The sequence below is a fragment of the Olsenella intestinalis genome (assembly GCF_023276655.1).
Taxonomy (GTDB): Bacteria; Actinomycetota; Coriobacteriia; order Coriobacteriales; family Atopobiaceae; genus Olsenella_J; species Olsenella_J intestinalis.
In genome coordinates this window covers 890,053-911,623 of record NZ_JALGRK010000001.1, presented here as the reverse complement: position 1 = coordinate 911,623, position 21,571 = coordinate 890,053, and the positions used below count along the sequence as shown (strand labels likewise).

Here is a 21,571-nt window from a genome sequence, read left to right as displayed (position 1 = left end):
CCGTCGCCCGCGCCCTCAGGCCAGGGCGATGCCGCGCATCCAGCCCCAGCGCGGCTCGTCGAGGGCTCCGTAGCCCATGAGCCAGAGCGACAGGGGCACGGTGCGGACGCCGTCCGAGGTGCAGTCCATGACCTCGCCGTCGCCCACGTAGATGCCCACGTGGCCAAAGCGCAGGCCATCGGTCGAGAAGGGATGGCGCGGCGTGGCGACGATCATGCCCACGCGCAGGTCGGCTGGGTCGTCCAGGGTGCAGTAGCGCTCGAAGAGGTCGCAGGCGTGGCCGTCCTCGAGGCCGAGGCCCGCCCACGAGAAGACGCCCTCGACCCAGGCCGCGCAACGGTTCTCGCCCTGCGCGGGATAGCCCTTCGCATGGACCACGAGGCTGCGCTGGCCGCGGCTCGCGGCGGCAAACGCCTCGGGCGCATGCGCCCCCGACAGGTCGACGCGACGGACGTCAAGCCCGCGCGACTCAAGCCGCTCGGCGAGGGCGGCCTCGGCGCGGCACAGCTCGTCAGGGTCCACTAGGCGCTCTTGAGGACAACGCTGCGAACGATCGCGGCCACGTGGTCGCAGGCGTGCATCGTGTTCTCCATGCGGTCGAGCAGGCGCAGCCACGCGACCGTGACCTTGCCCTTCTCCTCCTCGCGGAAGAGACGGCGCAGGGCGGCCTCGTAGACGGTGCCGCCCTCGTCCTCCATGTTGGAGATCTTGGAGGCGATCTCGAGGACGCGCGGCTCCTTCTTGTAGTTGGGCAGCAGGTAGATGAGGTCGTGAACCTCCTTGACGCAGAGCAGCGCGAGCTCGGCGAGCTGCGGGGCCTCGTCGCGGGTCTCCTGGATGTTGAAGAGGTCGAGCCTCTTGGTCACGCCGTTCATGCAGTCGATGACGTCGTCGAGGGCAAGCGTGAGGTCGGAGATGTCCTCGCGCTCGAAGGGCGTGATGAACGAGGTGTATAGCTTGCCCATGATGGCCTTGACCCGCTCGTCGCACTCGGTCTCCATGACCTTCATCTGCGGGATGCGCGAGAAGGTGTCGGGGTAGCCGCAGACGATGTCGCGGTAGAGCTCGGCGGCCTCGAGCAGCTCGTCGGAGAACTCCTTGAGGAGGGTGTAGAAGATGTCCTCTTTGCCGATGCGTGCCATGTGAGATACCTCCGATTGTGCGTGAGCGTGCAGGTTGCGTCTAGAAGACCATGAGGAAGAAGCGGGCCAGGGCGTAGCCGATGATGCCGCAGCCCGGGAACGTGAAGACCCAGGTGTAGACCATCTCCTTGGCGACGTTCCAGTTGACCGAGCGGACGTTCTTGGCGGCGCCGGAGCCCATGATGGCGGCCGTCTTGGCGTGCGTGGTCGAGACCGGAAGGCCCGTGAGCGTCGCGACGAGAAGCGATATGGTCGCGCTGATCGACGCCGAGAAGCCCTGGTACTTCTCGAGCTTGACCATCTCGGTGCCGACCTTCTTGATGATGCGCTTGCCGCCGACGCCGGTGCCGATCGCCATCACGGCGGCGCAGAGGATCTCGATCCAGAGCGGGAAGCCACCCATGTCGGCGACGGTCATGTTGGCGGACAGCGCGATGGCGAGCATCGCGGTGGACATGAACTTCTGACCGTCCTGCGCGCCGTGCATGAGCGCGACGAAGGCGGACCCGACGACCTGAAGGCGCCCGAACGTCTCGTCGGCCTTGATGCGGTTGACGTTGCGACAGACCTTCTGGATGAGCCACGCGAAGAACCAGCCCGCGGCGAACCCCAGCACGGTCGACAGCACGAGGCCGTAGATGACCTTGATCCACTCCCCCATGTTGACGCCGCCGAGGCCCCCGTGCACGGCCAGGGCCGCACCGGTGAGGCCGGCGATAAGAGCATGGCTCTCGCTCGTGGGGATGCCGAAGACCCAGGCCCCCAGCCCCCAGACGACGATGGCCACGGTCGCCGCGGCAAGCGCGATCATGGCGGCGTGCGAGTCGCCGCCGAAGTCGACCATGCCGCTGATGGTGTCGGCGACGGCGGTCGAGACGGCCGTCATGGCGACGAGGCCCACGAAGTTGCAGGCCACGCTCATGAGGATGGCGGTGTTGACCTTGATGGAACGGGTGCCGACGGCCTCGGCGATGGCGTTGGCCGCGTCCGTCGCACCGTTGACGAAGATGGTGCCGAGGACCAGCGCGATGGTCACCGCGAGAAACGGGTTCTGCGCAAGCATGCCGAGAAAGGTGGAAAAGCTTATCAAGAGCAACTCCCCTCGCCGTCTCAGAGCATCATACCCCAGCTACGTGCCAGGTTGCGCGGCAAGCAGTGCTAGTGGCCCTTGATCGAGTTGAGGAAGTCGCGGGCGCGCTCACTCTTGGGGTGGTCGAAGAACTCGTCCGGCGCGGCCTGCTCGACGATCTGGCCGTCCGCCATGAAGACCACGCGGTTGGCGACGCGGCGGGCGAAGTTCATCTCGTGCGTGACCACGACCATGGTCATCCCCTCCTGCGCGAGCTCGACCATGACGTCAAGGACCTCGTTGATCATCTCGGGGTCGAGGGCGCTGGTGGGCTCGTCGAAGAGCATCGCCTTGGGGTGCATGGCGAGCGAGCGGGCGATGGCCACGCGCTGCTGCTGGCCGCCGGAGAGCTGGGCGGGCACCTTGTTGGCCTGCTCGGCGACGCCCACGCGACGCAGGAGCTCCATGGCCTCCTCCTCGGCCTGGGCCTTCGGCGTGTGCAGGACCTCGATGGGGCCCATGGTCACGTTCTGCAGGATGGACTTGTGCGCGAAGAGGTTGAAGCTCTGGAACACCATGCCGACCTCGGCGCGAAGCGCGGCGAGCTCGCGGCCCTCCTGGGGAAGCGGCGTGCCGTCGATCTTGATCTCGCCGGAGTCGATGGTCTCCAGGCGGTTGATCGTGCGGCAGAGGGTGGACTTGCCCGACCCGGACGGGCCGATGAGCACGAGCACCTCGCCCTTCTCGACGGAGAGGTTGATGTCGTTGAGGACATGAAGCTGTCCGTAGTGCTTGTCGACGTGGCTCATCTCGATGATGGGCGTGGCCGCGCCCTCGTTCGCGGCGGCGGCTGCGGTGGTCTCGATGTCAGGCATGTCTCTCCAATCGGCGGAGGTTGTGCGTGCGGTTCGCGTGCGGCGTGCGGGCGGCGCGGGCTAGACGGGGTCCTCCTGGTTGCGCGAGATGACCCTGGTGCCGGAGCGGCGCGCCACGTAGATGGACGCCTGGTTGATGGCGAAGTTGATCAGGATGTAGATGATGGCGACCACGAAGTAGGTCGAGACGAGCGCGTCGTAGTTGGTGATGAGGACGCGCGCGTTCTGGAGCATGTCGGGGTAGCTCACGACGTAGGCGACCGTGGTGTCCTTGACCACGACCACGAGCTGCGAGATGAGCGACGGGATGACGAAGCGCACGGCCTGCGGCAGGATGATCTTGCGCATGACCTTGCCCTCGCTCATGCCGATCGAGAGCGCCGCCTCGCGCTGGCCGGCGGGCACCGCGTTGACGCCCGCGCGGAAGACCTCGGCGAGCACGCCCGACGCGGTCAGCGAGATGGGCAGCGCGAGCATCCAGAAGGACGACATCTTGATGCCGTAGGCGGGAATCACCAGGAAGAAGAAGTAGATCAGAAGCAGACTCGGCACGCCGCGGAAGAAGTCGATCACGATGCGGAAGATCGTGCTGACGACCTTGTTCTTGCTGATGCGACCCAGCATGAACACGACGCCGAGCACGAGCGCGATGGCGCCCGCGGTGAGCGCGACCTCAAAGGTGCCGAGCAGGCCCGAGAGCAGGTAGTTCCAGGTGGACCACTTGGTGAAGAACTCCCAGTACTGCGGCGCGAACTGGCCCGTGATGTAGAAGCGCCACGCGACGGCCGCCACGAGCGCCACGAGGGCGATCGACGCGATCACGGTGCCGATGACGATGCGACGGCGCGTCTTGGGGCCGGGGGCCTCGTAGAGCGCGTCGCGCATGGAGATGGTGTCAGCGCTCATCGCAGGATCCTCACTTTCTTGTCGATCCTGTTGCCCACGATGCCGATCAGGAAGGCTGTGCCGGCGTAGCCGACGGCCGACACGAAGAACGGCAGGATGCCGCCGACGGACCTCGTGTTGATGTACGAGACCAGGCCGGTGAGCTCAGGCGGGTCGAGCGGCACCTGCGAGGCAAGCGCCGTGGTCAGCATGACGGCGATCAGCAGGTTGGTCATCGGCAGCACGGCCGAGCGCAGCGCCTGCGGGATGACCACGTGGCGCAGGATCTGCCCGAAGCTCAGGCCGATCGAGCGCGCGGCCTCGATCTGGCCGACGCCGATGGTGTTGATGCCGCTCATGAAGTTCTCGGACCCGAACGCCGACGCGACCAGCACGGTGGTGACGATCACGCAGGCCTCGTAGTCGAGCACGACCCGCAGGTTCGGCAGTGCGTAGACGCAGATGATGAGCAGCGACACGCCCGGGATGTTGCGGAACACCTGGACGTAGAAGTCGCCGAGCTTGCGCAGCGGCGCGATCGGCGACACGCGCGCGACCGTGACGATCAGGGCGAGCGCCATGGCCCCCAGGTACGACACGACCGTCATCCTCCAGGTGACGAGAAGAGCCTGGCCATACATGCCGCCATACGTGGAAAGCAGCTCCTGAAGCCCCATGATCACCTCCTATACAAGAGGGACCCCCTGCCACAAGACAGAGGGTCCCTGACTAGGCACACCTACAGAGTGTACCCGCGAGCGATGGTTTCAGACGCGCCCGACGTCACAATTTGAACAACACCGAAACGTTGCGGCACGTCCTACGCGCCGACGGCCGGAAGCTCGGGCGCGGTCTTCACGTCGGTGCGGTCGCCGATGGCAACCTGCCACAGCGCCGTCCAGGTGCCGTCGTCCTCGATCTTCTTGAGGAAGGCGTTCACGAAGTCGACGCCATCGGAGTCCTTGGGCATGCCGACGCCGTAGTTGTCCTTGGGGCCGAACGGGTCGCCCACGATCTTGTACTTGCCGGGGTTCTTGACGATGGCGCCCATCTGCATGGTCTGGTCGATCACGTACGCGTCGACGCGACCCTGCTCGAGGGCGGTGCGCGCCTCCTCGTCGGTGCTGAACTCCTGCGTGACGGCCTTCGGCGCCAACTCGGCGACGATGCTGGGGCCGGTGGAGCCGGACTGCACGGCGACCTTCTTGCCCTCGAGGTCCGCGAGGCCCTTGATGGCGTCGTTGCTCTTCGCGACGAGAATCGCCTGCTGGGAGCTGTAGTACGGGCCGGCGAAGGAGATGACCTCCTTGCGGGCGGGCGTGATGGAGTAGGTCGCGAAGACGCAGTCGACCTGGTCGTTGGTGAGCACCGACTCGCGCGTGTCGGAGGTGACCTTCGTGAGCGTGTACTTCTTCTCGTCGCCCAGGATGTAGCGGGCGAGCAGCTGAGAGATGCCCGCGTCGAAGCCGCGCAGCGAGTTGTCCTCGGCGTTGCGCAGCGAGAAGAGCGTGGAGGTCTCGACGCCACCGACGCGCAGGGTGCCGGCCTGCTTGACCTTGGAGGCCCAGGAGCTGGCGGCGATGTCGGCGTCGGAGGCGACCTTGCCGCCGGCGATGATCGTGTCGTAGACGGCCGTGTTCAGCTGGCCGTTGTTGCTGGTCGAGTTGCTGGTCTCGGGCGCGGGAGCCGGCGCGGCGCCGGAGCAGGCCGCGAGGCCCATCGTGGCGACGCCGCCGAGGCCCAGGGCGACGGCCTGGCGCCTGTCGAGGATGATCTTGTCGAGCGGGTTGGTGGTGGTCATGGTGTCCCCTCTCTACTGGATGGCCCAAACGCATCGGTCTGTCGTGCGAGCCACGCTCTCTGCGCGGCGGTGAAGCCTTGCAGCATAGAATGCCACGGACGAGCCGCCCTGCCTAGCCCTCAGCCCATATTTACGGGAGGCGAAACAATGCGCCTGCTACGCGGCAGCACTCTCCCCCTCGGCGGTAGGTGCGCCGGCCGCGCCAACAGAGGGAGCGCCCACAGCAGGCGCGGCCCCGTCGGGAGCCCCTGCCGCAGGCGTGCCGGCCGCAGGCGCGCCGGCCGCGGGAGCGGACGAGGCGTCGGCCACGTAGCGCCAGACGAAGTACTCCTCCGGCGACTGGGTGCCGCGTCCGATGGACTGGACCTTCTCGGCGTGCACGGCCTTGCCCGTGTGCTCGGCGAGGTAGGTCTCGACCATGTGGGCGATGCGCTCGCTGCTGACGCTGACCATGCCCTTGTCCTCCACGAGGTAGGACAGGTAGTGCGTGCGGTCGAGCCCCGCGCGCGACAGGTAGTTCTTCCACGGCGTGGTGTAGTACTCGTAGCCGCCGCCGATCATCACCACATTGTCGGGCACGTCCCAGCGGTCGAACGCGAACGCGTCGTGGTTCTCGATCACGCCCTGCGAGCGCAGGAACAGCACGGTCTGGTCGGGATGCGCGTCCACGTAGGACTGCGCCTTGGCCGTGAGCTCGGCCGAGAGCGAGCGCTGCAGCGGGCGCGCGTACTTGACCTCCACGAGCGCGGCGAGAAGGGCGAAGCACACGATGCCCATGACGGGTGCGGCGACGCCCAGCCACTTCGCGAGGCGCGGCGCGCTCGGCTGCTCGCCCTGGGCGTCAGCCTCCCTGTCGTTGAGCGCGGCCACCACGAGCGCGAAGATCGTCGCCACGAACAGCGGCAGCACCACGTGCACGCGCGGTCGCGCGCGCAGGAACAGCAAGAACGTCACCACGAGCGTCACGCCGCAGACCGCGAACGGCAGCCAGCGGCTGCGCATCGCCCGCCCGCGCCCGGTGGCGATCACCACCGCGGTCGCGAATGCCAGGGCCTGCAGGCCGAAGACGACCATCGTGTAGGACACCCTCGAGCGCACGGCGTCCATCAGCGTGCGCGTGCTGAACGTCTGCACCGCGCCGTCGATCGCCTGGAAGGTCTCGAGGCTGTAGGGGTCGGAGTCCACGAACATGAAGTCGTACAGCATGTCGACGTCGTTCTTGGAGAGATGGGGCGCCACGCGGCTCACGTCCTCGTAGCTGACGCGCGGGTAGTCCGCGATCGACGACGCGGCCTCTTGGTTGGGCACGTAGTCCTCCCAGCCCGGGCACGTCCTCCACGCAACCTGGCCCGACACGTAGCTCACCGCGATGCACGCCACGACGCCGAGCGCCATGAGCATGGTCCGCAGGTTGCGGTTGTGAATGACCGCCCAGACCAGAAACGGCACGAACACCAGCGTCGCCGCCAGGCAGACGTCGTAGCGCACGGCCACGCCCACCAGGACGAGCACGTACCCCAGGGCAGCACCCGCCCCCAGCGAGCGCGGGCGAGAAAAGCAGCCCCTCGCCAGCACAAGCGACATGCCCGCAGCGAACGCCACGACCGCGGTCGCGGAGAACGTCAGGTAGTCGCAGACCGCGAACTCGCAGAGCGCGAGCGCCGCCAGCACGAACACGCGCAGGGCGACCGACGCCTTAATCTTGCGACCCAGGTTGAACAGGGCCGCGAACGACACCGCCTGGATGGCGAGGAGGGACAGCGGGTACCAGGGGACGGAGGGCAGAAGCCCGTAGAGGAAGGCCACCGGCGCGCTGTAGATCACCATGGAGTACGGCATGAGGTAGCTGGTCGTGTCGAACAGGGCGCCGCGCGCGTAGAGCGCCTGGGCGTAGTCGTCGATGTCGGCGGCGTACTTGGGCACGTGCAGCACGCACACGAGTCCCGCGATAAGCACGGCCGCAAGCAGGCACACAAGGACCGGCACCATGCCCTCGGCGGCGAGGCGGTCGCCGAGCACGGAGCGGCTCTTCTCGGCGGGCTGCGCCTCGGCGGAGTCGTCGCGCAGGTGGCGCGAGGCATGGCGGACCTGCGAGACCGCCTCGGCGGTGTGCTTGGCGCCGGCCTTGGGCTCGACGGCCTCTGCGGGCACAGGTCCGGAGGTGTCGTCTGCGGTTGGCTTGATGTCGTTGTCAGTCACGGAAGTCTCCCCTGCTGAGATGCGCACTTGGTTCTTGCAATGATGATAGACGATACAGCGCGTCCGCACGAATGCGTGTCCGCACGAATGCGCATCATTGCGGCCGCCCGGGGACACGGCCGCGCGACATGAAAAAGGCAGGCACCGAAGTGCCTGCCGAAAGAAACAATGGAGCCAGCTATCAGACTTGAACTGATGACCCCCGCTTTACGAGAGCGGTGCTCTACCAACTGAGCTAAGCTGGCGCTCCTATGGCTGCTCGCGCAGCGAATACCTACTATACGAGAGGCCGCGGCCTTTGGCAAGGGGCAGTTTTGCGGCGCTCCCCCGCCAATCACGACCTCTCCAAATGCGAGCCGCGAACGCGAGCCGGGCGCACGAGCCGCAGCAAGCGCTACAGCAGGTGAAGCACGCCGCGCACCAGGCGCTCGAAGTCATCGTCGTACGCGCTCGCGGCGCTCCTGACCTCGCCGTGCGTGACGGCCGCGGCCCCGCTCTCGTTGGTCGCGAGCGTGAGACCAAGCACGTTCATGCCGAGCGCCTGCGCCATGATGACCTCGTTGGCCAGCGACATGCCCACGTACGAGACGCCCATCGTCTTGAGCATCGCGGCCTCCGCGCGCGTCTCGAAGCTCGGTCCGAGCAAACCCGCGAACACGCCCTCCTCCACGGTGATGCCCAGGTCGTCCGCAACGCCGCGCGCAAGCGTGCGCAGGTACGGGCTGTAGGCGTCGGACATGTCCACGAACGGGCTCTCCAGGTCGCGGATCTCGTCCCACTCGGCCAGCGGGTTCTTGCCCGTGAGGTTGATCTGGTCGGTGATGATGCCCAGGCCCTCGTGGGCGTTGCCCGCGATGTAGCCCGTCGCGCACGAGAAGAGAATGTCACGGCACCCAAGCTCGTGCGCGTGACGAACGAGCGACGTGACCTCCGGGGCGCTGTAGCCCTGGTAGAGGTGCGGGCGCCCGGGGTAGACCACCACGGGCACGCCGTCGATCGTGCCGATGGTCGCCTCGAAGCTGTGGCCGGGCACGGGTCGCGCCTCGCGCGGGAAGCCGTCGATGTCGTGGTAGTCGATGCGGCGCACAGGCTTCACGAGCGTGGCCAGATGACCCAGCCCGGTGCCCAGCACGATCGCCACGGGATGCTCGACGGACGGTTTGCACTTCTCGACGATGTCCTCAGTAACCACGCAGATCCCCTCTTTCTCAAGCAGGCGCGCGAACACGCCGTCGCCCGCAACCAATCGTCCGGTGTACGTTCCATCGTAGATTACGCCACTGCCGCACGACGGACTTTTTGCCTTCAGAACCGCAAGCGGCGCGCCTGCGCGAAGCGCCTGGGCGAGACAAGCCTGCGCCCCGCGCCCAAACTCCTCCGTGACGTCGGTGCCGTCGCGCAGCCACACGCGACCGTCGCGCTGCTCGGCCGGCTCGCGCGGCACGGGCAGGCCCGCGGCGCGCTCGGGGCAGACGCCGGTGGCGCCGACCTTCGCACAGAGGTCGCGCACCGCGGCGCAGGGCTTCGACCCGCCGTCGTAGCGACAGGCCACGCCCAGCAGGCACTCGCTCACGATAACGCGCATAGCACCCCTCCCCGGGCGGCCGGACGGACGGCCGGCGCCCACAAAAAAGGGGTGGGACCGAGGCCCCACCCCATCGCATGCTCCTGGCAGATGCCCGCGCCTACGCGACGAGCGTCGAGAGCTGGATCGACGCGTTGGAGAGCAGGCCGTTCACGAAGTCGGTCCACTGCGTCGAGACCGAGGACTGCTTGGTGGAGTAGTCCTGGTAGGCGACGTAGTAGGCAGCCTGGGCGGCCTCGTAGGTCGCGCCGTCGTTGGTGACGGTGTAGTCCTTGAGCGCCGTGGCGTAGGGGCCATCGGTGGAGGCCCACTTGTTGTTGGCGCTATCCCACTCGCTGCCGGCGAGCTTGATGATGTACTGGGCGTACTCGGGCTTGGGGACCTGCTTCTGGTCCTCGGCGGCCTCGGTGGGGGCCGTCGGCGCCTCGCCGGCGTCGGACTCGGTCACGACCTGCTCGCGAAGCTTCTTCATCATCGCGGACTGCTTGATGAGCTTCTTGGCCGTGTCGGCGTCCATGCCGTAGCTGGAGGCGATGCTGTCGAGGTCGTCGGAGCCGAGCATCTCGCTGGCGTAGCTCTTGATGTCGTCGTCGGAGACGGAGATGTTGCGCTTCTCGGCCTCCTTCTCGATGATCGCGGAGCGCGCGAACGAGAGGGCCTCGTCGGCGGACGGAATCTTGTAGTTGCCCTTGTCGTCCTTGGCGCCGTCGAGCGTGCCGGAGCTCGTGATGACGTCGCGGACCGTGACGGTACCGTTGGTGCCGGCGTAGGAGTAGGTGGCCATGGCGCTGTTGAGCTCGCCCTCGCTCACCGTGGTCTTGCCAGAGACGCCGCCCGCGCCGATGCCGCCGAGAAGGAACTTGCCGATCAGGACGCCCACGATCGCGCAGGCGACGGCGATGCCGATCACGGCGGGGGTCTTCAGGGAGCCGGAAGCCTTGGGCAGCTTGACGTCAATCGGCGCCTTGGCCTCCGTCTTGGGTGCGTTGGACTCTGCCATTGTTACCTCCATCTGCGGTCGCGTCGCGAGCCGCCTCGAAGAAACGTATGCACATCGATGATGGTGCGTTCAACGTGAACACCTTACACCAAAGGGGACGTGCGCGCCGCGCATGCAGCGCTTGGAGCTGCGGCTGCACCGCTCGCACGTCACGCTTGACGAAAGCTGAAAGAACTACTCCTGCGCCGCCTGGACGATCTCGGCCGAGAAGGCCTTGACGTAGCCGCGGCCGCTCTCGGCGTCGAAGGAGATGCGCTCGACGAGCGCGGCGCGCGTGGCATCCGAGATGTCGCCACGGACGAAGTCGAGAAGAGCACCCAGCATGTCGCGATACTCCGGGTCCCCGTGATAGCACTGGATCGCCTCGTCGAGCAGCGGCCAGGCGGCGTCGGAGGCGTCGGGGGCGGTGGCGCCGAGGCGGGCGATGAACCTGAACGCGGAGAGGCGCGCGGCGGCGGAGTCCTCGTCGAAGAGGGAGGCCTCGGCGGCGTCGGTGGCGCCCATGACCGAGGGGGCGTCGAGCGCGACGAGGGCGGAGAGGGCGTCGAGGATCTCCCAGCGGGTCTGGGCCTCGGGGTTCTCGAGCGCCTCGACCAGCGGCTCGGCGTGACCGACCAGCTGGTCGGGCGTGAGCGACGCGACGGCCGCGATGATGCGGGCCGCCTCCTGGCGCTGGCGGCGGTTGGGGCTCGAGAGCTGGGCGAGGACGTCCTCGATCGAGGCGCCGTCCAGGTTGATCTTCTCGGACATGTATGACTTCCTTTCTTGCACTACTCGCAGAAGCCGTCGACCATGACGGTTCCGCTCTTGGGGTCCTGGTGGATCTCGATGAGGCCGAGCTTGGCGGCCTCCCTGAGCAGCATGGAGAAGGAGCGGTAGCCATAGCTCCTCTCGCTGAACTGCGGCCTCTTGCGCTTCATGGTGTCCTTGAGGCGCGACGCGAGGATCGAGCTGTCGGTCTCCTCGCCCTGGAGGGCGTCGATGGTGTCGAAGAGCAGCTGGTAGCAGGGCTGCTGCTCGGCGGGGACCTTGGAGGCGAAGTCGGGGATGCCACCGGTGCTCACGATGTCCTCGTAGAAGAGGAACTCGTCGCAGACCTCGGCGAGAAGCGAGCTCGTGGACTCCTTCATGCCGACGCCGATGACGGTCTTGCCGAACTCCTTGAGCTTGGCGACGAGCGGCGAGAAGTCCGAGTCGCCGGAGAGGATGGCGAAGGTGTCGATGTGCTCCTTGGTGAGGGCGATCTCCATCGCGTCGACCGAGAGGCGGATGTCGGCGGAGTTCTTGCCGGTGTAGGCGCGGTCGGGGATCTCGATGAGCTCGATGCCGAGCTCGTGGAGGGGCGTGATGGCGTCGTCGAAGCGCTGCCAGTCGCAGTAGGCGCGCTTGGCCGTGATGCGGCCCTTGTCGACGAGTCGCTCGAGGATGCGCTTGACGTCGGGGCGGGGGCCCGCCTCCTGGTGGCCGTTGCGCTTCCGCTTGCCGGTCCCGAGCGCGAGGTTCTCGTAGTCGATGAGGACCGCGAGCGAGCTCTGGTAGGTGTTGGTCATGTGGTGGGTGGTCCTTTCGTTGGTGCTAGTTGGAGGCGCCGGGGTCGCTCTTCTCGTCCTGGGCGCTGTCGTCCTGGACGCTGATGACCTCGGGCACGGGCTTGTTGTCGCGGCGCGCGCGGCGGACGGCCTCGGCCTGCGGGCTGCCGGCGCGGCGCACCTGGTCCTTGTTTACCCGGAAGAAGGTGTCGTGAGCCTTCCAGGGGCCGACGCTCTCGCCAAAATCCATCTTCAGCGCGGCGACGGCGCCGGCCATGCCGCCGATGGGGATGCCGGCGAGCAGGAGCCAGCCGGTGGCCGTGACCAGGGCCGACACGACGACGCCGACGCCGATGATCTTGAGGTTGGCGATCCAGTACTCCTTGCGGGTGACGCACTGCTTGGCCAGCTCGCCGCCGAGCTTGACGCCGATGATGATGCCGAGAAGCAGCAGCAGGATCGCGACGATCGCCATGGAGAACGCTGCCATGCTAGGCCTCCTCGTGGTGGTGGCCGCAGCCGCACTCGTGGTCGTGGCCGTGGTCGTGGCCGCAGCCGCACTCGTGGCCGTGGGCGTGGCCGGCGTGCGCGACGTCGTGCGGGTCGGCCGCGTCGGGCTCGAGCAGCGACCAGTCGAGGCCGGCCGCGACGCCCGTGGCCTCGTCCTCGTAGAGCAGGGTGAGGGCCTGGCCGCCCAGGCGCGAGCCGCCGATCTGGCAGAGCACGTCGTAGAGGTTGAACGCGCACTCGGCGCCCGGCAGCGTCAGGTCGCGCTCCTCGGCGTCGCGAAGCGCGAGCGCGAGGTCCTTGCGCAGGAACTCGGCGAAGAAGCCAGGGCGGAAGTCGCCCTCGGCCGACTTGGGCGCGAGGCGCTCCATGGCGACCGAGCCGCCCATGCCGTCGCAGATCATGTCAATCACCTGGTCGGCGTCGAGGCCGGACTGCTTGGCGAGGGCGAGCGCGTCGGCGTAGCCCACGATGCACGAGGCGAACGAGACCTGGTTGCAGAGCTTGGCGACCTGGCCCTGGCCGGCGCGGCCGAAGTGGTAGACCTTGCTCGAGAACGTCGCGAGCACGTCGGCGAGCGGCGCGGCGCTCATCTCGTCGCAGCCCAGCATGAGCGTGAGCGTGCCCGCCTCGGCGCCGGACTGGCCGCCCGTCACGGGGCAGTCGACGGCATGCTTGTCCATCACCTCGGCGGCGTCGTGCAGCTCGCGCGCGAGCTCGGGCGAGCTGGTCGTGAGGTCGACCATCCACGAGCCCTTGCGCGCGGCGGACAGGATGCCGTTCTTGCCCAGGTAGACGTCCTCCACGTCGGTCGGGTAGCCGACCATCGTGAACGTCACGTCGGCCTCGCGGGCGGCGTCGGCCGGCGTGTCGCACCAGATCGCGCCGCGCTCGACCAGGCGCTCGGCCTTCTCGCGCGTGCGGTTGTTGACGTACAGGCGGTAGCCGGCGTCGAGCAGGTGCTCGCAGATGGGCGCGCCCATGATGCCGGTTCCGACGAAGCCGACGGTGCGAATGCGAACTGGAGTCATGCGTGGGACCTCTCTTGCTTGGGTCTGAAAAGCTTACGTGGAGGAGAAGAGCCTGCTCAGGCTAGGTGCCCGCTCGGGTCGCACAACCCCTCCCCCATATCCCGCGACCTCGGCCGCGCATGCGGTCGAGGTCGCGTCGGGTGCGATGTGGGGTGCGCGCTAGTCCTTCTTCACCTTGCGCGCGATCCGGTCGGTGAGCGAGATCTTCTCGCGGCGGTCGGTCCCCCAGAAGACGAGGGCCACCATGCCCGGGCCGACGTGCGTGCCCAGGATCGGCGAGACGGTGCTGCGGATGATCGCGACGTCCTCGCAGCCCTTCTCCTTGCGGACCTCCTTCTCGAGCCAGTCGGCGTCCTTGTCGGCGTCCGACGACACGATCGCGAGCGGAAGCGACGGGTCCTTCGCGTAGTTCTCGCGGAAGTCCTGCATGATCGCGCGCAGGGCCTTCTTGCGGCCGCGGCACATGCCGCGCAGCGTGAGCGCGCCGTTCAGGTCGTACGACAGCTCCGGCTTGATGTCGAGCTTGCCGCCGACCGTGGCCGCCGCGGGCGGGATGCGCCCGCCTGCCGCCAGCGCGTCGAAGCTGTCCAGCGTGAAGTAGCCGTGGATGAAGTTGCGCGCGTCCGAGGCCCACTCGTAGAGCTCCTTGGCGGACATGCCGTTCGCGGCCAGGCGCACGACCTCGATGGCCAGAAGCTCGCCGGCGGCGGAGTCCACCTTGGTGTCGAGCACGTAGATCTCGAAGTCGGGGTGCTTCTCGCGCACCATCTCGGCCGCGGTGCGGGCGTTGTTGATGGCAGACGACAGGCCCTCGGTCAGGCCCAGGTAGATCGTGGGCAGGCCCTCCTCGGCGGCGCGCTCGAAGTACTCGAGGTAGCGCCCCGGCGTGACGGCGACCGTGGTGTAGTGCTCGTCCGGGTTCTTGCGCATGTGCTCGTAGAACTCGTGCGGGTCGGTGTGCTCCCACATGTCGTCGGTCTTCTCGCCCTCGGGCGTGACGTAGGTGAAGGGAATCACCTCGACGCCCAGCTGGCGCGCCACGCCGGGGGCGTAGTCGGCCGTCGAGTCGACGATGATCTTCACGTTGCGCTTCTGATGATAGGCGCGGCCGGCGCTTGCGACGCCGGCCGGAACCTGAGACTCATCAGTTGCTGGGTTCTTCTCACCCATGTACTGACCTCTAACTCCTACATCCCATCCTCGGTCTCGAGTTTGGGCTTGATGATTCCGTACCCACCATTATGACGGTGATAGATGACGTTGACGAGACCAGTCGTCGCATTCTCGAAAACATAGAAATCGTGCCCGATGAGGTCGGTCTGGACGAGCGCCTCCTCCTCGGTCATCGGGTGCAGCTCGACGAACTTCTCGCGCACGAGCGCGTCGTCGTCATCCTCGATGAGGTCCGCGAGGTCCGCCACCGGCTCGGCCTGGATGCGGACGTCCTCGCGCTGGGAGTGGTGCTTGTGGTCGATCACGCGCGTCTTGAACTTGCGCAGCTGGCGCGTGGTCTTCTCGGCCGCGATGTCGATCGCGGTGTACATGTCGTTGTCGGAGGCCTCCACGCGGACCACGTTGTCGCGCACGTACACGGTGACCTCGGCCGTCTTGCGGTCGGGGTTGGAGCGGTTCTTGTCAACGCGGAGCACGACGTCGCAGCTCATGGGCTTGATGTCGAACACCTTGAGGGACTCGCCGATCTTCTCGTTGACGCGGTCGCGCATGGCATCGGTCACCGAAACCTTGCGACCAGAGATCTTGATGTCAGTCATATGAACCTCCTCGTATCGCGTGTCTTGCGTGGGTTCGCGTGCTCTTCTCGTACCCACTCCTGATGTCTCCTGTCCTTCCCTTCGACGAACGGCCAAGGGCCGCGTGGGCGAGAAGAGCGGAGCGGCAACGGTAGCTAGGCGGGCGGCGCCGCAGCGTTACCTCCCACCGTAAGGCCTCCTCCCGAGCTGTCATCGGCGGTTGCCGCACTCACCGACTTGGGCACGTCCTTCACCTGCTCGGCGGCAGTGAGGACGGGCAGGTCTCCAATCCAGTGGCTCCTGACGATGTCCAGGCAGCCGCCCATCTGGGCGGCGCCCATGGCCTCGCCAAGGGCCTTGAGCAGCGAGCTGTTGGTGGACGCCACGGCCACGCCGGCGGTCTGGGGCACGTCGATCGTGCCGGCGAACGCCAGGCCGTTGTACATGCGCGCCAGGTAGGCGCCCGCGTACGCGTCGCACAGGACATAGTCGACGCTTCCCGCGGCCAGCGCGTCGAAGCAGTCGTTGAGGGAGTCGAAGGTCTTCTGCGTCATCGTGAGCCCCGAGTCGCCGAGCGCCTTCTGCGAGACCGAGCCGCCCTGCAGGCCGACGGTCTTGCCGTTCAGGTCGGCGGCCGAGACCGCCCCCGATGCGCCCTTGTGGAAGAAGGCGGTCGACTGCTCGGCGTAGGTGCCCACGATGCGCGCGCCCGCCACGTCCGAGTTCGAGGCGGTGTCCATCACGATGTCGCAGTCGCTCTCGAGCCCCTTGGAGGTGCTCGCCACCGAGACGAACCTCACCTTGAGCCCGAGCTCGCTCGCGAGGATCGAGGCCACGTCGACGTCGATGCCCGAGGTCTCGCCCGCGTCGGTCGCGAGGTAGAACGGGATCGTGGAGCGCGCGGTGCGCAGCCCCACCGTCAGGTAGCCCTGGTTCTTGAGGGAGGAGCCGTCGACCTTGGGCTTGAGCGCCGCCGTCTGCGCGGCGCGGGCCTCGTCGTAGGTCTTGGTGGTCTGGGAGAGGACCGGCACATTGCAGCCCGAGAGCGTCACGGTGATCGCGGCCCCAAAGGCCAGCGCTATGGCTCCGTAGGTGCTGCGTTTAGTCATCTAGTCGTCTCCCGTTCGTTCCGTACGTCGTCTCATCCAGCTGACCTGGTATTTGCCCCCACACACGCGTACTGGGACGTTCGCTTCGGGGCTTCACGGCCCCCCACTACTTGCCCTCTCGCCCGGGAGGCCCTGTGCCTCCTAGTGACGGGCGGTACGACTTACTTCTAGAACGAGCCATGCTCGCCTGGCCGCGCACGTCCAGACTTACGTGGATCCTTTTGGCCTCGTCTGCCATGGACTTGGAGGTTCCCGAGGGCGCCTCCGCAACCACAGACCTGAATAAGACGTAGCAAGAGTATACCAATCATCCCCGCGCGACGCGCCTACCAAACCCGGGCGAGCGCGCAGACGCTCACGTCGCGCGCACCTCGCTCGAGCAGCGCGTTCGCGCACGCCCTCACGCTCGACCCGGTGGTGATCACGTCGTCGGCCAGAAGCACCGAGAGGCCGGCCACGTCGCCCACGACCTCGACGGTACCCGCGAGGTTGCGCTCGCGCTCGGCCTTGCCCAGCCCCCTCTGGTCGCTCGCCGCGTGGCGCGCGAGCACATCGGCAAGCGGCACGCCAACCATGCATGAGAGGTCTCGCGCCACGAGCTCCATGTGGTCGAAGCCGCGCCGCGCGTACGCCCCCGCGGTCGCCGGCACGAAGCACAGCACGTCCACGTCATCGGCCGAGAAGCGCGCGCGTCCGTCCTCGGCAGGCCATGCGGACGCCTCGTCGAGCGCCGTCGCCATCGCCGCCGCGATCACGGGCGCGAGCCGCATCTCGTGCTCGTCCTTGAAGCACGTCACCATCCGCGCCGGCGTCCCGGCGAACGTGAGCGCCGCCACGGTCGAGCGCACGCCCCAGTCGCGCTTGCACTCGGTGCACGTGAGCCAGCCGAACGGCGCGCCGCAGTGCGGGCACGCCCAGCGCTGGCAGATCCAGGGAAGCGCCTCGCGGCACTCGTCGCAGATGAGGGACCCGGGCATGTCGCAGCGCACGCAGCGCGTGGGAAAGGCCAGCTCCAGGGCGCCCTGCCCCAGCGTCCGAAGCGCCTCGGCCACGCGCCCGCCCGGGCGTGGCCCCGCATCGGCCATCGGCATCAGCACGACTCCCCCTCACGCGTCGGCGTGCAAGGGGTTGCCGGGTTGTGTGGCCAGTCTAGTCGCGCCGGCGCCCGCGCGTCGCAAGCGATCCGCGCGCGGCACGTCGCCTCAGCGCCATCGGCGCTACGCCGAGAAGAGCCTCCGCGCGTTCTCCCAGAGTGCGTCGTAGGTTCCCTGCCTCGTGAACCCCACCTCCTCGCGCACGTCCGCAAGAAGCCCCGCCGTGAACGCGCACATCGCCGGCTCGCACTCCTCCCCGCGCAGCGGCACGGGCGCCATGTACGGCGAGTCAGTCTCGAGCAGGATCTGCCCCGTCGGGCACGCGGCCGCCGCCGCGCGGATGTCGTCAGACTTGGCAAACGTCACCGCGCCGCCAAACGCCACGTGGCACCCCAGCTCCACGAACGGCGCCATGACCTCGGGGCCCTGCGTGAAGCAGTGCAGGTCGCACCCGCGCGCGGGCACGCCCTCCTCGCGCAGCACCTCGGCCGCCAGCGCGTGCGCGCGGCACGTCGCATCATTCGGGTTGTCGCGGATGTGCAGCTCCACGGGCAGGTCATGCTCGTGCGCCAGACGCAGCTGCGCGCGAAACGCCCGCAGCTGAACGTCCTCGCCCAGCTCGTTGTAGGGCCCGAAGTCCAGGCCGATCTCGCCCACGCCCACGCAGCGCTCGCTGCACAGAAGAGCCTTGATCTCGCCCAGCGCCGCGTCGTCGAGGTCGGCCGCGCTATAGGGGTGCACGCCCACGACGATGCGCACGTTGTCCACGAGCGCGGGCGCGTCGTAGCCGGAAAACTCCGGCACATAAAGCCCGTGCTCGGCGCACTCCTCGATGCGCCGCGCGGCACCCTCGACCTCGGCGTCCAGCCGCGCCAGGAACTCCTGCGCCGTCGCAAACTTGCGCGGCACCTCGTCCACGGGGTCGAACGGCACCACCAGCATCCGCACGCCGGCAAGCGCCGCGCGGCAGATCGCCACCTCGGGGTCGTGCCGGTGGAAGCTCGTCAGGTGGCCGTGGCTCTCGGCCAGGGGCGCAAGCGGCCGCGGCCACTCCTTCACGCGGCCCTTGCGGTCGTGGAACAGCTCGCCGTCCTCGAGCGTCAGCTCGTCAACGGACACCTTCTCCTGAGCCATCGCTACTCCCCCGCCTCGCCGGCACCGGCGCCATCGCCGTCCGCGCCCGCAAACGCGCCCGCGCCCTCGAGCGCCGCGGTCAGCCGCACGAAGTCGGCAACCTCGAGCGCCTCCGCGCGTGCCGTCGGCGCAATCCCGCACGCCTCAAACGCCGCGTCGAGCGCCGCCTTGTCAAAGCCGTTCGCGCCCATGGAGTTTCGAATCGTCTTGCGCTTCTGCGCGAACGCCGCGTCGATCACCTCGACGGCCCGCGCCAGCCGCGCCGGCGCCACGGCCTCCGCAGTCTCGGGGTCGACCATCTCGCGCCGGTCGATCCTCACCACGGCCGAGTCCACGTGCGGCGGCGGCATGAAGTTGCCGGGCCCCACCTCGAAGCGCCCCGTGACCTCGCCATACAGCGCCAGCTTCGCCGTGTACGCGCCAAACGCGCGCGTCCCGGGCACCGCCGCGATCCGGTCGGCCACCTCGGCCTGCACCATCACCACGCAGCGCCGCACCGTCGGCATTTCCATGAGCGTCTTCAGGATGATGGTCGCAGCCACCTGGTACGGCAGGTTCGAGACGAGCTTCGTCGGCCGCGGGTCGAGCCCCTCGATGCCAAGCGCCTCCACCGCCTCGACGAGAGAAGCCTCCCCCACGCGCAGGGCGTCGCCCATCACGAGGGCGAAGCGCTCGGAGTCGCGGGCGCACGTGTGGGGCAGCACGGCCTCCAGGGTTCGGTCCGCCTCGACCGAGCACACGGCCCCGGCCTGGCCCAGCATCGTCACCGTCAGCGTGCCGATGCCCGGCCCCACCTCGAAGACCACGTCGTCGGCGCCCAGTTCCGCAAGCGCCAGGATCTTCCCGATCACGTCGTCGTTCACCAGGAAGTTCTGCCCCAGCCGGTGCTTGGTGTAGAGGCCGAACTCCTCCAGCACGCCCTTGGTCTCGCGTACGTTGGCCAGCCACGAGTGCGCCATCGCACCCCTCCTAACAAAAATAGGGCCGGCACGCCGCCAGGGCATCGCCCCAACGCCGCACCGGCCCGGCAAGCGTCCCTACTTCTCCTGCGCCAGGCGCGGGAACAGCGCGTCGCCCTTGGTCACGGCGACGCCACCCTTAAGCCCGCCCCACGCGCAGGCGGCGGCCAGGTCCTCGCACTCCACCTCGGCCTCGAGGCCCATGCGACGCAGCACCTCGGCCGACGTCTCCGGCATGATCGGCGCGAACAGGTGCGCGCAGATGCGGATGCTCTCGAGCAGGTGCGAGATGATCACCTTCAGCTCGCCGGCACGCGCGGGGTCCTTCGCCACGGTCCAGGGAGCCGAGTCCTCCACGTAGTGGTTCGCGGCGTGCACGAGCTCCATCACCACGTCCTTGGCGCCGGCGTAGTCCAGCACGTCCATGCGCTCGGCGTAGCGGCCCTCGATGCCCTGGGCAATCTCGCGCAGCGGGCTCTCGGCGTCGAGCACGCCCCCGTCGAGCTCCGGCACGCAGCCGTCAAAGTACTTCGCGCTCATGTTCAGCGCGCGGCTCACGAGGTTGCCCCAGCTGTTGGCGAGGTCGGCGTTGTAGACCTGGTCCATGCGCTCGAAGCTGATGGCCGAGTCCTCGCCGTGCGTCACGTCGGTCATGAAGTAGTAGCGATACCCCTCCACGCCCAGGCGCTCCACCACGTCGGCGGGCGCGATCGCGTTGCCGCGCGACTTGCTCATCTTCTCGGCCTTGCCGGTCTCGCTGTTGCGCACCGTCAGGAAGCCGTGCGCGAACACGTGCTCGGGCAGCTCCTCGCCAATGGCCATCAGCATGGCCGGCCAGATCACGCAGTGGAAGCGGATGATGTCCTTGCCCACCACGTGGAACTGCGCGGGCCAGCGCTTCGCGTACTCGGCCTTGCCCTCGTCCGTCTCGTCGGCAAATCCCACCGCGGTGGCATAGTTGAGAAGGGCGTCAAACCACACGTAGGTGACGTGCTTGTCGTCGAAGGGCACCTTGATGCCCCAGTCAAAGCTCGTGCGGCTCACCGACAGGTCCTGCAGCCCGCCCTCGACGAAGCTGCGCACCTCGTTCATGCGGAAGTCCGGCTGCACGAACTCGGGGTGCTCGTCGTAGAGCGCAAGCAGCCTGTCCTGGAACGCGGAGAGCTTGAAGAAGTACGACTCCTCCTGCACGCGCTCCAGGGGACGACCGCAGTCCGGGCACAGGTGCTGGCCCACGCACTCGTGCTCCTCGTCGGACTTGCGCACCTGGTTCTCGGTGAAGTACGTCTCCTCGGGCACGCAGTACCAGCCGTCGTAGCTGCCCTTGTAGAGGTAGCCGCTCTCGCGCATGCGCTCCCACAGGCGCTGCACCGCACGCTGCTGGCGCGGCTCGGTCGTGCGGATGAAGTCGTCGTTGGCGATCTCCAGCTCGTCCCAGAGCCCGGTGAACAAGGGCGCCTGCGAGTCGCACCACTCCTGCGGCGTCATGCCGTGGGCCTCGGCGGCCTCGGCCACCTTCTGTCCGTGCTCGTCCATGCCCGTCAGGAACTTCACGTCATAGCCCGCCGCGCGACGGTAGCGCGCCTGCACGTCGCAGAGCATCGTGCAGTAGGCGGTCCCCAGGTGCGGGGCGGCGTTGACGTAGTAGATGGGCGTGGTGATGAAGAAGGACGGCTTCTCGGTCTGGTCCATGGTGCGGGTCTCCTCAAGTGTCTGTGTACGGGTGCCCAGCAGGCGCCTCGGCGCCCGTCGGCGCGACAGACGATTATACAGCAGCTGGCAGGCGCCCCACCCCAGCCCCCGCGCCCTGCGACGTTTCTGCAAACGCCCGCCACCGCGCAGCCGAGAAGAGCCTGCCCCGCGCCCGCGCCCAACCGGGCGCGGCACGGTCGCCTCCGCCG

The 21,571-nt window shown here is 67.9% G+C and carries 21 protein-coding genes and 1 tRNA gene; all 22 read right to left on the bottom strand.

The features are described from left to right. Positions 1-15 precede the first annotated feature (15 nt). Entirely contained in the window at positions 16-522 is a 507-nt protein-coding gene (locus tag M5D76_RS03530) for a C40 family peptidase (RefSeq protein WP_248922002.1), read from the bottom strand. After that, positions 522-1,142 (bottom strand): DUF47 domain-containing protein, encoded by a 621-nt coding sequence (locus M5D76_RS03525; protein WP_248922001.1) that lies wholly within the window; start codon positions 1,140-1,142, stop codon positions 522-524. The genes M5D76_RS03530 and M5D76_RS03525 overlap by 1 nt, the downstream gene beginning before the upstream one ends. A 40-nt stretch (positions 1,143-1,182) precedes the next feature. Continuing rightward, entirely contained in the window at positions 1,183-2,232 is a 1,050-nt protein-coding gene (locus M5D76_RS03520) for an inorganic phosphate transporter (protein WP_248922000.1), read from the bottom strand. A 68-nt stretch (positions 2,233-2,300) separates the two neighbouring features. After that, positions 2,301-3,086 (bottom strand): amino acid ABC transporter ATP-binding protein, encoded by a 786-nt coding sequence (locus tag M5D76_RS03515; protein ID WP_283102012.1) that lies wholly within the window; start codon positions 3,084-3,086, stop codon positions 2,301-2,303. Between the two features lie 60 nt (positions 3,087-3,146). Continuing rightward, the gene (locus M5D76_RS03510; protein WP_248921999.1) at positions 3,147-3,992 is read right to left on the bottom strand and encodes an amino acid ABC transporter permease; all 846 of its coding nucleotides are present in this window, start codon (positions 3,990-3,992) and stop codon (positions 3,147-3,149) included. After that, a complete protein-coding gene (locus M5D76_RS03505; RefSeq protein ID WP_248921998.1) occupies positions 3,989-4,648 on the bottom strand; it encodes an amino acid ABC transporter permease in 660 nt (219 codons plus the stop codon). Before M5D76_RS03505 ends, M5D76_RS03510 begins: the two co-directional genes overlap by 4 nt. Before the next feature lie 143 nt (positions 4,649-4,791). Beyond that, a complete protein-coding gene (locus M5D76_RS03500; RefSeq protein ID WP_248921997.1) occupies positions 4,792-5,772 on the bottom strand; it encodes a glutamate ABC transporter substrate-binding protein in 981 nt (326 codons plus the stop codon). A 156-nt stretch (positions 5,773-5,928) separates the two neighbouring features. After that, entirely contained in the window at positions 5,929-7,971 is a 2,043-nt protein-coding gene (locus M5D76_RS03495) for a hypothetical protein (protein ID WP_248921996.1), read from the bottom strand. A gap of 169 nt (positions 7,972-8,140) precedes the next feature. Next, positions 8,141-8,216, bottom strand: a tRNA-Thr gene (locus M5D76_RS03490). A gap of 149 nt (positions 8,217-8,365) precedes the next feature. Further along, the gene (locus M5D76_RS03485) at positions 8,366-9,556 is read right to left on the bottom strand and encodes a purine-nucleoside phosphorylase (RefSeq protein WP_248921995.1); all 1,191 of its coding nucleotides are present in this window, start codon (positions 9,554-9,556) and stop codon (positions 8,366-8,368) included. A 100-nt stretch (positions 9,557-9,656) separates the two neighbouring features. Continuing rightward, positions 9,657-10,556 (bottom strand): SurA N-terminal domain-containing protein, encoded by a 900-nt coding sequence (locus M5D76_RS03480; protein ID WP_248921994.1) that lies wholly within the window; start codon positions 10,554-10,556, stop codon positions 9,657-9,659. Between the two features lie 174 nt (positions 10,557-10,730). Beyond that, positions 10,731-11,306, bottom strand: coding sequence for a hypothetical protein (locus M5D76_RS03475; RefSeq protein ID WP_248921993.1), 576 nt, complete (start codon positions 11,304-11,306; stop codon positions 10,731-10,733). Positions 11,307-11,326: 20 nt separating this feature from the next. Then, positions 11,327-12,106, bottom strand: a complete 780-nt coding sequence (locus M5D76_RS03470; RefSeq protein ID WP_248921992.1) for an NYN domain-containing protein — start codon at positions 12,104-12,106, stop codon at positions 11,327-11,329. 25 nt (positions 12,107-12,131) lie between these two features. Next, the gene (locus tag M5D76_RS03465; protein ID WP_248921991.1) at positions 12,132-12,575 is read right to left on the bottom strand and encodes a hypothetical protein; all 444 of its coding nucleotides are present in this window, start codon (positions 12,573-12,575) and stop codon (positions 12,132-12,134) included. A gap of 1 nt (position 12,576) precedes the next feature. Then, on the bottom strand, positions 12,577-13,623 hold the full coding sequence (locus M5D76_RS03460) for an NAD(P)-dependent oxidoreductase (protein WP_248921990.1): 1,047 nt from the start codon (positions 13,621-13,623) through the stop codon (positions 12,577-12,579). Between the two features lie 159 nt (positions 13,624-13,782). Further along, positions 13,783-14,793: a DegV family protein gene (locus M5D76_RS03455; RefSeq protein WP_248921989.1), complete on the bottom strand. Its 1,011-nt coding sequence runs from the start codon at positions 14,791-14,793 to the stop codon at positions 13,783-13,785. 17 nt (positions 14,794-14,810) lie between these two features. After that, positions 14,811-15,395 (bottom strand): ribosome hibernation-promoting factor, HPF/YfiA family, encoded by a 585-nt coding sequence (gene hpf / locus M5D76_RS03450; RefSeq protein WP_248921988.1) that lies wholly within the window; start codon positions 15,393-15,395, stop codon positions 14,811-14,813. 134 nt (positions 15,396-15,529) lie between these two features. After that, complete coding sequence (locus M5D76_RS03445; RefSeq protein WP_248921987.1) at positions 15,530-16,483, bottom strand: substrate-binding periplasmic protein; 954 nt, start codon at positions 16,481-16,483, stop codon at positions 15,530-15,532. 326 nt (positions 16,484-16,809) lie between these two features. After that, positions 16,810-17,574, bottom strand: a complete 765-nt coding sequence (locus tag M5D76_RS03440; protein WP_248921986.1) for a ComF family protein — start codon at positions 17,572-17,574, stop codon at positions 16,810-16,812. A gap of 126 nt (positions 17,575-17,700) precedes the next feature. Further along, positions 17,701-18,711, bottom strand: a complete 1,011-nt coding sequence (locus M5D76_RS03435) for a TatD family hydrolase (protein ID WP_248921985.1) — start codon at positions 18,709-18,711, stop codon at positions 17,701-17,703. A 2-nt stretch (positions 18,712-18,713) separates the two neighbouring features. Beyond that, entirely contained in the window at positions 18,714-19,670 is a 957-nt protein-coding gene (gene rsmA / locus M5D76_RS03430) for a 16S rRNA (adenine(1518)-N(6)/adenine(1519)-N(6))-dimethyltransferase RsmA (protein ID WP_248921984.1), read from the bottom strand. 78 nt (positions 19,671-19,748) lie between these two features. Then, the gene (gene metG, locus M5D76_RS03425; protein ID WP_248921983.1) at positions 19,749-21,362 is read right to left on the bottom strand and encodes a methionine--tRNA ligase; all 1,614 of its coding nucleotides are present in this window, start codon (positions 21,360-21,362) and stop codon (positions 19,749-19,751) included. Positions 21,363-21,571 lie beyond the last annotated feature (209 nt).

Coding starts and splice junctions, on each gene's coding strand:
- M5D76_RS03480 (WP_248921994.1), bottom strand. CDS start 10,556: ATGGCAGAGTCCAACGCACCCAAGACGGAGGCCAAGGCGCCGATTGAC.
- M5D76_RS03465 (WP_248921991.1), bottom strand. CDS start 12,575: ATGGCAGCGTTCTCCATGGCGATCGTCGCGATCCTGCTGCTGCTTCTC.
- rsmA (WP_248921984.1), bottom strand. CDS start 19,670: ATGGCGCACTCGTGGCTGGCCAACGTACGCGAGACCAAGGGCGTGCTG.
- M5D76_RS03510 (WP_248921999.1), bottom strand. CDS start 3,992: ATGAGCGCTGACACCATCTCCATGCGCGACGCGCTCTACGAGGCCCCC.
- M5D76_RS03500 (WP_248921997.1), bottom strand. CDS start 5,772: ATGACCACCACCAACCCGCTCGACAAGATCATCCTCGACAGGCGCCAG.
- M5D76_RS03475 (WP_248921993.1), bottom strand. CDS start 11,306: ATGTCCGAGAAGATCAACCTGGACGGCGCCTCGATCGAGGACGTCCTC.
- hpf (WP_248921988.1), bottom strand. CDS start 15,395: ATGACTGACATCAAGATCTCTGGTCGCAAGGTTTCGGTGACCGATGCC.
- M5D76_RS03515 (WP_283102012.1), bottom strand. CDS start 3,086: ATGCCTGACATCGAGACCACCGCAGCCGCCGCCGCGAACGAGGGCGCG.
- metG (WP_248921983.1), bottom strand. CDS start 21,362: ATGGACCAGACCGAGAAGCCGTCCTTCTTCATCACCACGCCCATCTAC.
- M5D76_RS03460 (WP_248921990.1), bottom strand. CDS start 13,623: ATGACTCCAGTTCGCATTCGCACCGTCGGCTTCGTCGGAACCGGCATC.
- M5D76_RS03445 (WP_248921987.1), bottom strand. CDS start 16,483: ATGACTAAACGCAGCACCTACGGAGCCATAGCGCTGGCCTTTGGGGCC.
- M5D76_RS03470 (WP_248921992.1), bottom strand. CDS start 12,106: ATGACCAACACCTACCAGAGCTCGCTCGCGGTCCTCATCGACTACGAG.
- M5D76_RS03485 (WP_248921995.1), bottom strand. CDS start 9,556: ATGCGCGTTATCGTGAGCGAGTGCCTGCTGGGCGTGGCCTGTCGCTAC.
- M5D76_RS03435 (WP_248921985.1), bottom strand. CDS start 18,711: ATGGCTCAGGAGAAGGTGTCCGTTGACGAGCTGACGCTCGAGGACGGC.
- M5D76_RS03440 (WP_248921986.1), bottom strand. CDS start 17,574: ATGCCGATGGCCGATGCGGGGCCACGCCCGGGCGGGCGCGTGGCCGAG.
- M5D76_RS03505 (WP_248921998.1), bottom strand. CDS start 4,648: ATGGGGCTTCAGGAGCTGCTTTCCACGTATGGCGGCATGTATGGCCAG.
- M5D76_RS03525 (WP_248922001.1), bottom strand. CDS start 1,142: ATGGCACGCATCGGCAAAGAGGACATCTTCTACACCCTCCTCAAGGAG.
- M5D76_RS03455 (WP_248921989.1), bottom strand. CDS start 14,793: ATGGGTGAGAAGAACCCAGCAACTGATGAGTCTCAGGTTCCGGCCGGC.